Origin of the sequence: Paramicrobacterium fandaimingii, from assembly GCF_011751745.2 — a bacterium.
Taxonomy (GTDB): domain Bacteria; phylum Actinomycetota; class Actinomycetes; order Actinomycetales; family Microbacteriaceae; genus Paramicrobacterium; species Paramicrobacterium fandaimingii.
On the sequence record NZ_CP061170.1, the window covers coordinates 2,007,539 to 2,021,640 of the forward strand.

General features: G+C 63.2%; 11 protein-coding genes. All 11 read right to left on the reverse strand.

What is annotated here, in order from left to right:
- Nucleotides 1-11 precede the first annotated feature (11 nt).
- Nucleotides 12-935: an ornithine carbamoyltransferase gene (argF, locus tag HCR84_RS09715; RefSeq protein ID WP_166981655.1), complete on the reverse strand. Its 924-nt coding sequence runs from the start codon at nt 933-935 to the stop codon at nt 12-14.
- Between the two features lie 21 nt (nt 936-956).
- The gene (locus HCR84_RS09720) at nt 957-2,141 is read right to left on the reverse strand and encodes an acetylornithine transaminase (RefSeq protein WP_166981652.1); all 1,185 of its coding nucleotides are present in this window, start codon (nt 2,139-2,141) and stop codon (nt 957-959) included.
- Nucleotides 2,138-3,046 carry an acetylglutamate kinase gene (gene argB / locus HCR84_RS09725; protein ID WP_166981649.1) on the reverse strand — a complete coding sequence of 303 codons (909 nt, stop codon included), beginning with the start codon at nt 3,044-3,046 and terminating at the stop codon, nt 2,138-2,140. The genes HCR84_RS09720 and argB overlap by 4 nt, the downstream gene beginning before the upstream one ends.
- A 2-nt stretch (nt 3,047-3,048) precedes the next feature.
- On the reverse strand, nt 3,049-4,200 hold the full coding sequence (gene argJ, locus HCR84_RS09730; RefSeq protein WP_166981646.1) for a bifunctional glutamate N-acetyltransferase/amino-acid acetyltransferase ArgJ: 1,152 nt from the start codon (nt 4,198-4,200) through the stop codon (nt 3,049-3,051).
- On the reverse strand, nt 4,197-5,240 hold the full coding sequence (gene argC / locus HCR84_RS09735; protein WP_166981644.1) for an N-acetyl-gamma-glutamyl-phosphate reductase: 1,044 nt from the start codon (nt 5,238-5,240) through the stop codon (nt 4,197-4,199). The genes argJ and argC overlap by 4 nt, the downstream gene beginning before the upstream one ends.
- 209 nt (nt 5,241-5,449) lie before the next feature.
- Nucleotides 5,450-7,987, reverse strand: a complete 2,538-nt coding sequence (locus HCR84_RS09740) for a DEAD/DEAH box helicase (protein ID WP_434063540.1) — start codon at nt 7,985-7,987, stop codon at nt 5,450-5,452.
- 2 nt (nt 7,988-7,989) lie between these two features.
- The gene (pheT, locus tag HCR84_RS09745) at nt 7,990-10,509 is read right to left on the reverse strand and encodes a phenylalanine--tRNA ligase subunit beta (protein ID WP_166982107.1); all 2,520 of its coding nucleotides are present in this window, start codon (nt 10,507-10,509) and stop codon (nt 7,990-7,992) included.
- A gap of 2 nt (nt 10,510-10,511) precedes the next feature.
- Nucleotides 10,512-11,552, reverse strand: a complete 1,041-nt coding sequence (gene pheS, locus HCR84_RS09750) for a phenylalanine--tRNA ligase subunit alpha (protein ID WP_166981641.1) — start codon at nt 11,550-11,552, stop codon at nt 10,512-10,514.
- Between the two features lie 36 nt (nt 11,553-11,588).
- On the reverse strand, nt 11,589-12,488 hold the full coding sequence (locus HCR84_RS09755; protein ID WP_166981638.1) for an amino acid ABC transporter permease: 900 nt from the start codon (nt 12,486-12,488) through the stop codon (nt 11,589-11,591).
- The gene (locus HCR84_RS09760) at nt 12,485-13,132 is read right to left on the reverse strand and encodes an amino acid ABC transporter permease (RefSeq protein WP_166981635.1); all 648 of its coding nucleotides are present in this window, start codon (nt 13,130-13,132) and stop codon (nt 12,485-12,487) included. Before HCR84_RS09760 ends, HCR84_RS09755 begins: the two co-directional genes overlap by 4 nt.
- Nucleotides 13,133-13,206: 74 nt before the next feature.
- A complete protein-coding gene (locus tag HCR84_RS09765; RefSeq protein ID WP_195706624.1) occupies nt 13,207-14,100 on the reverse strand; it encodes a glutamate ABC transporter substrate-binding protein in 894 nt (297 codons plus the stop codon).
- Nucleotides 14,101-14,102: the final 2 nt, after the last annotated feature.

Sequence of the window (14,102 nt, forward strand, 5' to 3'; positions counted from 1 at the left end):
CGTCCTTTCCGTCACGCCCGCTCGAGAAGCCAGACCATGAGGGCCTTCTGTGCGTGGAGTCTGTTCTCTGCTTCGTCCCAGATGATGCTCTGCGGTCCGTCGATCACGTCGGCGGAGACCTCGAACCCACGGTCTGCGGGCAGGCAGTGCATGAATGCGGCATCCGGTTTGGCACGTGCCATCAGCGTGCTGTCGACCCGGTAGGAGGCAAGCGAATCGAGGCGCGCGGACTTCTCTTCTTCTTTGCCCATGGACACCCAGGTGTCTGTCACGATCACGTCGGCGTCGGAGGCTGCGGCAGCAGGGTCGGTGAGGATGCTGACCGAGCCGCCCGTCTGCTCGGCACGCTCGCGAGCGTCGGCGACGACCGTGTCGTTCGGTGAATATCCAGCAGGAGACGCGATGCGCACGTGCATTCCGGCGGTGGCCCCGGCGAGCAGGTACGACTGCGCCATATTGCAGGCCCCGTCGCCGATGAAGGTGAGCGTCAGACCGGCAAGCTCCCCCTTGTGCTCACGGATGGTGAGCAGGTCGGCGAGCAGCTGACACGGGTGAAAATCGTCGGACAACGCGTTGATGACGGGAACGGTTGTGCCCTGCGCCATCTCTTCGAGGCCGGCCTGACCATAGGTTCGCCACACAATGGCAGAAACCATGCGCTCCAACACCCGAGCCGTGTCTCTCGGCGTCTCTTTGCCACCGAGCTGGCTGTTCGCCGTGGAGATGATGAGCGGGGCGCCACCGAGGTCGGCAATGCCAACGGCGAAGGAGACGCGGGTGCGCGTCGACGACTTGTCGAAGATCACGGCGACGGTCTGCGGGCCCGCGAGAGGCTTCTGCGTCCAGCGGTCCGCCTTGAGCTCACGCGCAAGGGTGAGAATCTCCGCCTGTTCGGCCGGGGTGATGTCGTCATCGCGAAGGAAGTGTCGGGTCATTGTGCTCTTTCGAATATGAGGTCAGTTGATGGCAGAGAGCGCAGAGCGGAACCGCGCGTCGAAGTCGGCGATCTCGGTGTCACCGATGATGAGGGGTGGAGCGAGCCGAATCGTCTCGGCGTTTGGCGCATTGACGATCAGACCCTCCGCCAGTGCCGCGGCATGCAGCTCAGAAGCGACGGGTTTCGACAATTCGATGCCGAGAAGCAGCCCGCGCCCGCGGACCCCGGAGATGAGCGGAGAGCCGATGCTGAGAATGTCCGATCGAAGCTGCTCTCCACGCCGCGCCGCGTTCTCGACGAGACCCGCCGTCTCTATTTCGCCCAGTACGGCGTTCGCCGTCGCGGTTGCCAGCGGGTTGCCGCCAAACGTCGTGCCGTGCTGTCCTGGGTGAAAAAGGCCGCTCGCCGCACCGAAGGTGATGATCGCTCCCATTGGCACTCCCCCGGCGATTCCCTTGGCGACAGTCACGACGTCGGGAGTGATTCCCTGTGCTTGGTAGGCGAACCACTGCCCGGTGCGACCGACGCCCGTTTGGATCTCGTCGATCATCAGCAGCGCGCCGACATCGCTCGTGAGCTCTCGAGCGCGTTCGAGAAAGCCGGCGGGAACCTCGACAACGCCGGCTTCGCCCTTGATCGGTTCGACGATGACAGCGGCAACCCGATCGTCCATCGCGCTCTCGAGAGCGTCGATCGTTGTGTCGATGTACTCCACTCCCCCGGGCAGCGGCGCGAACTCCGTGTGCATAGCGGGTTTGCCTGTCATTGCGAGAGCGCCCATGGTTCGACCGTGGAATGAGTTCTTCATCGAGAGAATGCGCGTGCGCCTGCCGTCGGCACCGGCATTTAGCCGAGCGAGTTTGAACGCGCCTTCATTTGCTTCTGTTCCCGAGTTTGCAAAGAACACCCGTCCCGCGTCTCCTGCGCCGCTCAGCCGCTTCAGACGGGCGGCAAGCTCGAGCTGGGGCGGCGTCGAGAAGTAGTTCGACACGTGAATGAGCGTTGCCGCTTGCTGCGCCACTGCTTCGACGACGACCGGATGCGCGTGCCCGAGCACATTGACGGCGATGCCGCCCAGAAAGTCGAGGTACCGCTTGCCATCGACGTCGTCGACGTAGCAGCCCTCACCACGCACAAGCATTGCCTGTGTTGGACCGAAAGTGTGCATCATGTCGCGTTCGACACGCTCTCGCCACGTCGTCATCTGCTCTCCTTTACGACTTCCGTACCCACACCCGACTCTGTGAAGAGTTCGAGGAGGATTGAATGGTGCACTCGCCCGTCGATGATCGATGCCGCGCCGACGTCGCCATCGAGCGCCGTGAGGCAGGCCGCCATTTTGGGGATCATCCCTGCTTCAAGCGTCGGCATGAGCGCTCGAAGCTCATCTGCGGTGATTCGAGTGACGAGCGAGCTGGTATCTGGCCAGTTGCTGTAGAGACCGGCAACATCCGTCAGAACAATGAGTCTCGCTGCGGCCAAGCCGGCAGCGAGTGCGCCGGCCGCGGCATCCGCATTCACATTTAGGGGTCGCGAAAGATCACCCTCTTCAGGCGCAATCGACGACACGACAGGGATGCGACCCGCGTCAATTGCGCTGTGCACAACAGCCGGATCCACTGCGACGATGTCGCCGACCCGCCCCAAATCGACCGACGCGCCGTCGACGACGGCGCTGCGCCGCTCTCCCGTGAACAGACTGGCGTCTTCGCCCGACAGCCCGATGGCGAGATCACCGTGCACATTGAGCAGGTCGACGATCTCGCGATTCACCTCATCGCGCAGCACCTGACGCACGACGTCCATGGCCTCGGGAGTCGTCACGCGATACCCGCCACGAAACTCGCTGTGGATGCCAGCGTCGGCGAGCGCCCGCGAGATCTGCGGTCCACCGCCATGCACGACGACAGGGTGAAGGCCCGCGTAATGCAGGTACGCGATGTCTTCTGCGAACGCCGCTTTGAGCTCGTCTGACACCATCGCGTTGCCACCGAACTTGATGACCACGACGGCACCGCGGTAACGCGCGAGCCACGGAAGCGTATCGATGAGGGTCGCGGCGCGCTCTTGGGCCACGTCGCGCGACAGCTGAGTCTCGTGCTTTGCCATGGTCAGCTCGAGTATGCGCTGTTCTCGTGCACGTAATCGTGCGTGAGGTCGTTTGTCAGAATCGTCGCCGATTCGTCGCCCGAATTCAGCTCGATGAGCACTGTGCATTCGCGGTCCGTGAGATCAACGCGTTCGCGAGGCTCGTCTGGGCCACCGGCGTGGCAGACGCGCACCCCGTTCATCGACACGTCGACGTTGTAGGGGTCGAACACGGCCGACGTTGTTCCGATGGCGGCGAGCACACGCCCCCAGTTTGGATCATTGCCGAAGATTGCCGTCTTGAACAGATTGTTGCGGGCAACGGAACGGGCGACCTCAAGTGCGTCGTCTTCGCTCGCCGCCTGCGTCACAGTGATGGCGATGTCATGACTCGCACCCTCAGCGTCTCTCTGCAGCTGCCCGGCAAGATCGTGGCAGAGTTCGGTGAGAAGTTCAGTGAACTCCCCCTCGTCTGGGACAGTACCGGACGCACCCGAGGCGAGCAGCGTCACCTGGTCGTTCGTCGACATGCAGCCGTCTGAGTCGAGCCGGTCAAACGTCTGGCGCGTGGCTGAACGCAGCGCCCGGTCGAGAGAACGCGCATTGAGGTCGGCGTCCGTCGTGATGGTGACGAGCATCGTCGCGAGACCCGGTGCCAGCATTCCGGCCCCCTTGGCCATGCCGCCAATCGCATATCCTCCCCGCGAACGTACAGCAGTCTTGGGATGCGTGTCTGTCGTCATGATGGCTTCTGCGGCGTGCAGTCCGCCGTCGGAGGCGAGTTCGCCGGCGGCATCCGCCACGCCCGCTTGAATCTTCGCGACATCAAGCTGTTCGCCAATGAGCCCCGTTGAGCACACCAGAACATCGCTTGACGAGACACTCAGAGCCTCGCCCACCGCTTCGGCCGTCGCGTGCGTTGCGTGGAACCCCTGCTCCCCCGTGAAGCAGTTCGCGCCGCCCGAGTTGAGAACGATCGCCGACACCACGCCATCAAGAACGACCTGACGCGACCAGATAATGGGGTTCGCAACGGCCCGATTGCTCGTGAATACCGCCGCCGCTGCCTGACGTGGACCCGTGTTGACGACAAGAGCAATGTCGCGCGCACCCGAGTTCTTGAGCCCTGCCGGTACGCCGGCCGCGGTGAATCCTTGAGGTTCTGTGACGCTCACGGCGCTACTCCGTTCACAGTAAGGCCCGTTGATTCGGGCAGTCCGAGTGCAATGTTTGCTGATTGAATGGCGGCGCCCGCTGTCCCCTTCGTGAGGTTGTCAACGGCGGTGACGACGATGACGCGACCTGTTGCCTCGTCGATGGCTAGGCCCATGAGCGCCGTGTTCGCACCAAGCACGTCTGCCGTTCTCGGCATCTGTCCAGCGTCAAGAACCTGCACGAAGGGCTCATCGGCGTAGGCGGCTTCCCACGCGTCACGAACCTGAGTGGACGTGACGCCCTGAGCGAGCCGTGCCGTGGACGTCGCAAGGATGCCGCGCGACATCGGCACGATCACGGGCGTGAACGAGAGGCTCACGTCGGCGGCGCCCGCCCAGCGAAGGCCCTGCGCGATCTCGGGAATGTGGCGGTGCGTCCCGCCGACGGCGTATGGATTGGCCGTCCCGAGCACCTCTGCTGCAAGCAGGTGCGGTTTGAGGCTCTTTCCCGCGCCAGACGGCCCGACAGCGAGAACAGAAACGATGTCTGTCGATTCGATGACGCCGGCGGCGACACCGGGCGCGAGAGAAAGCTCGACGGTGCTCGCGTTGCAGCCGGGTGCCGCAATGCGGCGAGCGCCCACAAGAGCGTCACGCTGCCTGCCGTTTCTCACGATGAGCTCGGGAACCCCATAGGTCCACGCGCCGAAGTAATCGCCGCCGTAGAACGAACCCCAGTCTCTGCGCGACTCAAGTCTGTGATCTGCGCCGCAATCGACGATCAGCGTGCCGTCATCGAGGTGCGACGTGAGCTCACCGGATTTGCCATGGGGCAGCGCCACGAAAACGATGTCGTGACCCGTGAGCACCTCGGGAGTCGTCTCCGACAGCGTGAGGTGGCGCAGTGAGCGCAGGTGCGGCTGCAGGGCGACGAGCGGCGCCCCCGCGTTGGAATGAGCGGTCACTGTAGTGATGTCGAACTCGGGGTGCGCGGCAAGCAGCCGGAGCAGCTCTCCCCCGGCGTACCCTGAGGCGCCAGCGACGGCGACGGTGAATGTCATGCTTCTACCTTATTGAGTGGGCGGTCTGCACTGGTGTCGGCGGCACCCACTCGCGCCCAGATCACTGGTGCACGACAGGCGTCGCCGAGGTTCGCACGGCGCGCCGACGTCGACGCATGCCGCGAACCGCTGAAACGCGGTCGAGTGGGCGAGCGAGCAACATCATGCGTCGAGATTACCCTGCAGCCCCCTGTCGACGCCACTTGATGTCAGAGGCTGTCGACGGCAGTGACGGTTATCTGGGCCTCGCCCGACTCATCGGATGCCTCGAGGTCGACCGTCGCGGAGATTCCCCAGTCGTGGTCTCCGGCCGGGTCGTCGATGATCTGTCTCACCGTCCACGCCGTTGTCCCCTCGTCGACGAGCAGCAGTTTCGGGCCGCGCGCGTCAGGGCCCGTGAGAATCTCCTCGTGTTCCCCGTAGTACGCGTCGAGGCCCTCTCGCCAGTCGTCTGCGGTGAACGAGCGCGCCGGGTCAAGGGCCTCAAGGGCGTCGTAGTCTTCGCGGGCGGCCAGCTGCACCCGCCGAAAGAGCTCGTTGCGCACCAGAACCCGGAAGGCTCGGGTCTGTGTCGTGAGACGTGCCGGCGCTGGAGGCACGGCGTCTGTCGTGTGCGCCCGGTGTGCAGCAGCATCCGGATTCACCAGTTCGTCCCATTCATCGAACAGGCTGGAGTCGACCTGCCGCACAAGCTCGCCGAGCCATTCCACGATGTCGGCGAGCTCTTCACTCATGAGCGACTCGGGTACAAGCTGGCGGATCGCGCGATACGCGTCGCTCAGATATCGAAGCACAACGCCCTCGGAGCGCACGAGCTGATAGAAGCGAACGAACTCGGCAAACGACATGGCGCGCTCGAACATGTCGCGCACGACAGATTTCGGGGCAAGCTCAAAGTCGGCGATCCAGGGCTGCGATTCTCTGAATGTCTCGAAGGTATGCTCAAGCAGCTCGGAAAGCGGCTTCGGCCAGGTGATCTCCTCGAGCAGCTCCATGCGCTGCTCGTACTCGATTCCCTCCGCTTTCATCTCGGCAACAGCTTCGCCCTTTGCCAGAAACTCCTGCTGGTTCAGCACGGCACGCGGATTGTCGAGCGTCGCCTCGATGATGGAGATGATGTCGAGAGCGAACGTGGGCGATTCGGGATCACAGAGCTCGAAGGCAGCGAGAGCAAACGGGGACAGCGGCTGGTTGAGGGCGAAGTTTGCCGGCAGATCGACAGTGAGACGGATGCTGCCGTCGCGCACCTCGACGATTTCGGCGTCCTTCAGCGTGCGATAGATGCTGAGGGCACGCCGTGCGAGCTCCCGCTGTCGTGTCCGCGGCTCATGGTTGTCGAAGACGAGACGGCGCACGTTCTCGAAGACATCACCTCCGCGCGCGATCACGTTGATGAGAATGGCGCTCGTCATCGTCATGTGGCTCGTGAGCGTTTCGGGCTCGGCCACGATGAGCCGGTCAAGCGAGCCTCTCCCCCACGACACGAACCCGTCTGGCGCCTTCTTGCGGATGATCTTTCGACGCTTCTTCGGATCATCGCCCGCCTTGTCGAGAGCTTTGATGTTCAACGTCTCGTGTTCGGGGGCCTGCACGATCACCGTTCCGGCGGTGTCGAAGCCGGCACGCCCTGCACGTCCAGCGATCTGATGAAACTCGCGGGCATTGAGCTGGCGCATCCTCGTGCCGTCGAATTTCGTCAGCGCGGTGAACAGCACGGTGCGAATCGGCACGTTGATTCCCACACCGAGCGTGTCTGTGCCGCAGATGACGGGAAGGAGTCCTGCTTGGGCAAGCTGCTCGACAAGCCGACGGTATTTCGGCAGCATCCCGGCATGGTGAACGCCGATTCCCGCACGCACGAGACGAGAGAGACTCTTGCCGAATGCCGTCGTGAAGCGAAAATCGCCAATGTGTTCGGCGATGCGCGCTTTCTGCTCTCTCGAGACGATCTTCTGGCTTGTCATCGCCTGCGCACGCTCCATCGCCTGCGCCTGCGAGAAATGCACAACGTACACGGGTGCTCTGTCTGTGTGCAGCAGCTCGTCGACGGTCTCGTGAATGGGCGATGTCTCGTAGTGATAGCTGAGCGGCACGGGTCGCTCAACTCCCGTGACCTGACCGGTCTCCCGACCTGTGCGCCTCGCGAGGTCGTGCGCGAGGTCGGTCACGTCGCCGAGCGTCGCCGACATCAAAATGAACTGGGCATCCTCAAGGGTGAGCAGGGGCACCTGCCACGCCCATCCGCGCTCGGGGTCACCGTAGTAGTGGAACTCATCCATCACCACCTGCTTCACGTCGATGTCGGAACCGCGACGCAATGCAAGGTTGGCGAGCACTTCCGCTGTGCAGCAGATGATGGGGGCATCCGAGTTCACACTGGAGTCACCCGTCATCATGCCCACGTTCTCAGCGCCGAACGTCTCAACGAGAGCAAAGAATTTCTCGCTCACAAGCGCCTTGATCGGAGCTGTATAGACGCTGCGTTCTCCACGCGCGAGAGCGAGCAGATGCGCCCCGACGGCAACGAGTGACTTTCCGGTTCCGGTTGGCGTCGAGAGAATCAGGTTGTTGCCGCTCACGACATCGAGAAGTGCGTCTTCCTGGGCAGGATACAGTTCGATGCCGTGCCCTGACGTCCACTCGGTGAAGGTTTCGAGAACCACATCCGGGTCAGACGACGTCGGCACGACAAGGGTGGACGATTCGGGCCCAGCCTCTGCCGCACCATCGGGCAGCGACGTACTCACCGTCAGTCTCGGATCGCCGCACCGAAGAGCGCACCGGCGCGTTCGGCACCGGCCAGCTTCGCCTCGGATGCTTCGGCCGCGGTCAGCGTGCGGTCAGCGGCACGGAAGCGCAGTGCGAACGTCAGGCTCTTCTGCTCGTCGTCGACCCCAGGGCCTCGATAATCGTCGACGAGGCGAATGTCCTCAAGCAAGTCTCCTGCTCCAGAACGCACAGCGTCACGTACATCTGCGGCGGCGACATACGACGAGACGACGAGCGAGAGGTCTTGGGTTGCCGCGGGTTGCGTCAGGATGCTGCGAGTTGCAACGACCATCGGCGCGGCTTTGAGCACGGCGTCAAGGTTCAACTCTGCCACGGCAACAACCCGAGGCAGATCATGCTCGTCTGCAATGTCCGGCAGCAGTTCACCCGCGAACCCGATGGGCTCGTCTCCGATGCGCAGCTCAGCGGTGCGCCCCGGGTGGAGGGCCTTATGCGCGCCCTGCACCACATCGATATGCACACCGATGGCGAGACCGATCTGCGCTACGCGGGCAAGAACATCGGCCACACCGACGGCAACGGCGGGCTGACCCGGCTGCTTCGCGATCGCGTTGCCGACGTCGAGCACCGCGACATGGCGCGGCTGCGGCGGAATACCGTCGTTGAGCGCCCCGAGGGCCTCTGCCGATGGACGCTCCGTGCCAGACGGAAGCGTCGTCGACCCATATGCGACGCCCAGCTTCGGACGAAAAACCAGCCCGATCTCACTCAGTGACTGGTCGGTGAGCCCGCGCGACAGATTGCGGTGAGCAATTTCGATCAGCCCGGGCAGCAGCGAGGTGCGCAGCTGGGGGCGCCGAGCATCCATCGCATTGGCAAGCGTGACTGCCTGGATGGGCTCGTCCGTTGCGTTTCCGAACAGCTCGTTGGACTCGGCTGTGACGAACGGGTACGCGAGCACCTCGGTGCTGCCAGCCGAGGCAAGAGCGTCGGCAACCGCACGCCGAGCCGCCTGTTCCCGAGTCAGTCCTCGCCCGGGCGGGGCCACCGGAAGAACGCTCGGGATGCGGTCGTAGCCGACGATGCGCGCGATCTCCTCGACAAGGTCAGCTTTGCCCGCGAGGTCGGGGCGCCACGACGGCGGCGTCACCACAAGCTGCCCCTCGACATCGGCAAGCGTGCAGCCGATCTCCGTGAGAGCGCCGCGCTCTTCAGCATCTGTGTAGTCGACGCCCACGAGCGAGGCGGCGAATCCGACTGGAAGCACAATGGGCCGGGCCGCCACCGTGGTGTCGACCTCCGAGCCTCTGGATTCTGCCGTGCCCCCGGCGAGGCTCACCATGAGCTCAACGACGCGGTCCGCGGCGGCCGCGGCGACCTGCGGGTCAACTCCGCGCTCAAACCTCTTCGACGCCTCGCTCGGCAGCTTGTGTCGCCGCGCCGTACGAGCGATCGAGACCGAGTCGAAGTTCGCTGCCTCGATGAGCACGTTGCTCGTCGACGCGCTCATCTCTGTCGAGGTGCCGCCCATCACTCCGGCGAGCCCGATCGGGCCGCTGCCATCGGTGATCAGAAGATCTTCGGCATCAAGCGTGCGCTCAACGTCATCGAGCGTCGTCAGCTTCTCGCCCGCGCTGGCACGGCGCACAACGATGCCGCCCGTGAGCGCATCACTGTCGTAACCGTGAATCGGCTGACCGAGTTCGAGCATCACATAGTTCGTGATGTCGACGAGGATCGACAGCGACCGGATGCCGGCAAGGCGCAGACGCGCCGCCATCCACGGCGGCGTCGGCGCTCCTGCGTCAACGCCGCTGACCCCTCGCGTCACGAAGACGGAACAGCCGATTCTGCCTCGGATCGGCGCCTCGTCGTCGACCTGAACGTCAACTCCGGCAAGGCCTGTTGGCACGTCGCGCGCGGCCGGGTCGCTGAAGCGAGCGCCCGTTGAGTGCGAAAACTCGCGCGCAACTCCGCGCATTGAGAACGCATAGCCGCGGTCTGGCGTGACGTTGATCTCGATGGCGGTGTCGTCGAGACCGAGCAGCGCAACGGCATCCGTTCCGACTTCGGGATCGAGACCGAGCGACTTCACTGTCAGGATGCCGTCATGGTCATCGCCCATACCGAGCTCACGCGGCGAGGCGATCATGCCATCAGAGACGTGTCCGTACGTCTTTCTCGCTGCGATTGGAAACGGCCCGGGCAGCACCGAACCCGGCAGCGTGACAACGACTTTGTCACCCGGCTCGAAGTTGTGGGCACCGCAGACGATTCCATGCACGGCATCTCCGCCGTCGGCGGCAGTCGTTCCCTCTGGGGCGACGCGCACCTGGCACCAGCGAATCACCTTGCCGTTCTTCTGCGGCTCTTCGACGAACTCCAGCACCTGACCGATCACGATGGGGCCGCTCAGTTCGACGCGGTGAATGTCTTCTTCTTCAAGACCGACCTTGACGAGGGCCGCCTGAACGCTTTCTGGAGTCGCGTCTGTTGGAATCTCTACATATTCAGCGAGCCAGCCGAGTGGTACGCGCATCACTACACCACCATTCCGAACTGCTGGGAGAACCTGATGTCTCCCTCGACGATTTCACGCATGTCATGGATGTCGTTGCGGAACATGAGCGTACGTTCAATGCCCATTCCGAAGGCAAACCCGCTGTATTCTTCCGGGTCGATGCCCGCCGCGCGAAGCACATTGGGGTTCACCATGCCGCAGCCGCCCCACTCGATCCAGCGGGCGCCGCCCGTGAACGTCGGGTGCCACAGGTCGAGCTCGGCACTCGGCTCGGTGAACGGAAAGAAGCTCGGGCGCAGTCGAATCTGAGCATCGGGGCCGAACATTGTGCGGGCGAAGTGCTCAAGCGTTCCGCGCAGGTGGGCCATCGTGAGCCCCCTGTCGACGGCAAGGCCCTCAAACTGGCTGAAGACCGGTGTATGCGTTGCGTCGATCTCGTCTGTGCGGTACGTGCGGCCAGGGGCCAAAACATAGACGGGCAGCTCCCGGTCGAGCAGCGAGCGCACCTGCACGGGAGAGGTATGAGTGCGAAGCACGAGATGCGACGACGCGGGATCGACGAAGAACGTGTCTTGCATCGCTCGCGCTGGGTGGTCGGCGTCGAAGTTGAGGGCGTCGAAGTTGTACCACTCGCTCTCGACTTCTGGCCCCTCGGCGATCTCCCATCCCATGCCGACGAAGATGTCAGATACGCGATCTTGGAGCATAGTGAGCGGATGCCGCGAGCCCGGCGTGTAGCGCGACGCGAGTGCCGTAACGTCAACGGCCTCTGCTTTCAGCTGCGCTGCCTTCTCGACGACGGTGATCTCTTCCTGCCGTGTCGCGAATTGGGCGTTGACACGCCCTCGCGCCTGGCCGACGAGCTTGCCGAGCTCTGCCTTGTTCTCTGTGGGAACATTGCGAAGTTCGCCATTGAGCTGCGCGAGAGTCGATGCCTCTCCCGTGTGCTCGGAGCGGACGATTTTGAGGTCAGCCGAGGTCTCTGCGGATTCAATGGCGGCGAGTGCCGCCGTGACCGCAGACGCCACTGCTTCTTCTGTGATGGGGATAGCGTCAGACACGATTCCCAAGTCTACCGGTGACTCGAGAGAGGGTTCTCACCCCCGGCCGATCTGATTCGACTGCATCGCGATCGCCTTGGTCTCGGCAGCAGCCAGACTTTCGCTCGCTCCCGGGTCTCGCGGCAGTTTCTTACTGCTCCTCGAGCGCAGCTCGACCCACTTGGCAACGCCCGCCAGCAGCAGACACAGTCCGATGTAGATGGAGCCGAAGATGATCGTCGAGGGAATGATGGGGCTGTCGTAGGTGACTTGGCTTCCGTAGAACTTCGCGAGGTACAGCAGCTCCTGGAATGTGATGATGAACCCGAGCGCCGTGTCTTTCAGCACAACGACAAGCTGCGAGATGATCACGGGCATCATCGCCCGGATCGCCTGCGGATACAGGATGATCGACATCACTGCCGTCTTGCGCATGCCGATCGCGTAGCCAGCTTCGGACTGCCCGCCTGGAAGCGATTCGACGCCCGAGCGGAACACCTCGGCAAGCACAGATCCGTTGTAGAGGATCAGTCCGGTGACGACAGCGATGTACGGCGTGATGAAGTCAAAGCCAAGCGGTGGAAGTCCGTAGTACATGATCAGCATCAGGATCAGCACCGGAATCGCACGGAAGATCTCGGTGAACACGGTGACGGGCACGCGGATCCACGCGTGCACTGACATCCGGCCGACAGAGAGAATGAACCCGAGCAGAAGGCTTCCAACAGCGGCGACGGCGAACGCCGACAGTGTGGTCAATGTCGCGCCACCGATGGCACGCCACACGGCCGTGTAGCGGAACAGCTCCCATTTCTGGGCGGTGAACTGACCTGAGATGATGAAGCGATAGACGATGAATCCCAGGATGCCGAGCACGATCAGCGTCGTGATGACGGCGAGAATTCGGTTGCGCACCCGCGCACGTGGCCCTGGAGCGTCGTAGAGTACTGTGCTCATCGTGCCACCTTCCATCGCTTCTCGAGTCGTCGTTGAATGTAGGCGAGAATCAACACAAGAACGATGAAGAAGAAGGCCACCCACAGCAGAACGACCATTGCCGGCTCACCACGCTCCGATGCATACGCCCGAATGGCACCGGCTTCGTGCACGGCGAATCCCGCGGCAATTGTCGTGTTCTTCAGAAGAGCGATCAACACGCTCATGAACGGCGGAATCACTGCGCGAAACGCCTGCGGCATGATGACCTGAGTCATCGTCGGCACGAAGGACAGTCCGATCGCTCGCGCCGCCTCCGCCTGGCCAAGAGGCACAGTGTTGAACCCGGAGCGGAGAACCTCGGCGATGTACGTAGCTGTGTAGAGGCTCAGCGCGATGATGGCGAGCCAGGTGTAGGAAAACTCCGGAAGCTCGAGCTTGGGGTATCCGAAGGCGAAGAAGAAAAAGATCAGCGTCAGCGGCGTATTGCGCACGAGGTTGACGTAGGCCGTGCCGACGCCGCGCATCACGGGAACGGGTGACACCCGCATCATGCCGACAATGAGACCGAGGATGGTCGAGAACACCGCCGACCAGGCGAACAGCACAAGCGTGGTTCGGAACCCCACGACGAAAAGGTCGAGGTTGTTCAGCAAGACGTCCACGTGGATCCCTCTGCTCGGTGAGTGTGTGACTGATGACAGGGGCGGGCGGCAGCGCCGCCCGCCCGATCATCGGCTTAGTAGTCGTCGACCGACGGCTGTTCTGCCTTGACGCCGGCTGCGCCGAGCGTTGCGTCGTAGATGCCCTGCCAGACGTCGGATCCGTCTGTCAGCACCTGGTTGAGGTAATGACGCAGCGCGTCATCGCCCTTGGGAATGCCGATTCCGTAGTTCTCCGTCGTGAAGGGCTCACCGACAACCTTGAGCGCATCCGGGTCCTGGGCCGCATAGCCGAGGAGAATCAGCTGGTCCGTCGTCACAACGTCCACCGAACCGTCCTTCAGGGCGTCGATGCACTGCGAGTACACGTCGAACTCAACGGGCGTCGCGTCCGGGTAGTTCTCGCGAATGTTCTGGATCGGAGTTGAGCCCGTTGCCGAGCACACCTTGGTGCCCGCGAGATCGTCCTCGGTCTTGATGTCATCGTTGTCTTTCAGCACCAGAAGGCCCTGTCCCGTGATGAAGTACGGGCCGGCGAAATCGATCATCTGCTTGCGCTTGTCCGTGATCGAGTAGGTTCCGACGTAGAGGTCGATGTCGCCGTTCACGAGCGCCTGCTCGCGGTTTGCGCTGGCGATCGCCTCATAGGTGATCTGGTCCTGAGAAAAGCCGAGTGATGCGGCCATCCATCGTGCGATCTCGATGTCGAACCCGCTGCGCTCACCGCTGACGGCATCCTTGTAACCGAGCCCTGGCTGATCTTCCTTGACGCCGATCTTGATCTCGCCGGCCTTCTTGGCTGCATCGAAAGTCGGGCTGCCCTCCAACTCGACGTTCTCGTTCACTTCATAGAGCGACGATGTGTCTTCATCGCCTCCGCCGCCTGGCGCGCCCGGTTCCTCGCCCGCGCAGCCCGAGAGCACCAGCGCCGCTGCCGCTGCGACGGCGAAGAGCGTCATTCCTTTACGCATCT

Excerpts from the sequence above, each read along its gene's own strand:
- argF (WP_166981655.1), bottom strand. The coding sequence starts at position 935 with ATGACCCGACACTTCCTTCGCGATGACGACATCACCCCGGCCGAACAG.
- HCR84_RS09765 (WP_195706624.1), bottom strand. The coding sequence starts at position 14,100 with ATGCGTAAAGGAATGACGCTCTTCGCCGTCGCAGCGGCAGCGGCGCTG.
- argC (WP_166981644.1), bottom strand. The coding sequence starts at position 5,240 with ATGACATTCACCGTCGCCGTCGCTGGCGCCTCAGGGTACGCCGGGGGA.
- HCR84_RS09720 (WP_166981652.1), bottom strand. The coding sequence starts at position 2,141 with ATGACGACGTGGCGAGAGCGTGTCGAACGCGACATGATGCACACTTTC.
- HCR84_RS09755 (WP_166981638.1), bottom strand. The coding sequence starts at position 12,488 with ATGAGCACAGTACTCTACGACGCTCCAGGGCCACGTGCGCGGGTGCGC.
- argB (WP_166981649.1), bottom strand. The coding sequence starts at position 3,046 with ATGGCAAAGCACGAGACTCAGCTGTCGCGCGACGTGGCCCAAGAGCGC.
- pheT (WP_166982107.1), bottom strand. The coding sequence starts at position 10,509 with ATGCGCGTACCACTCGGCTGGCTCGCTGAATATGTAGAGATTCCAACA.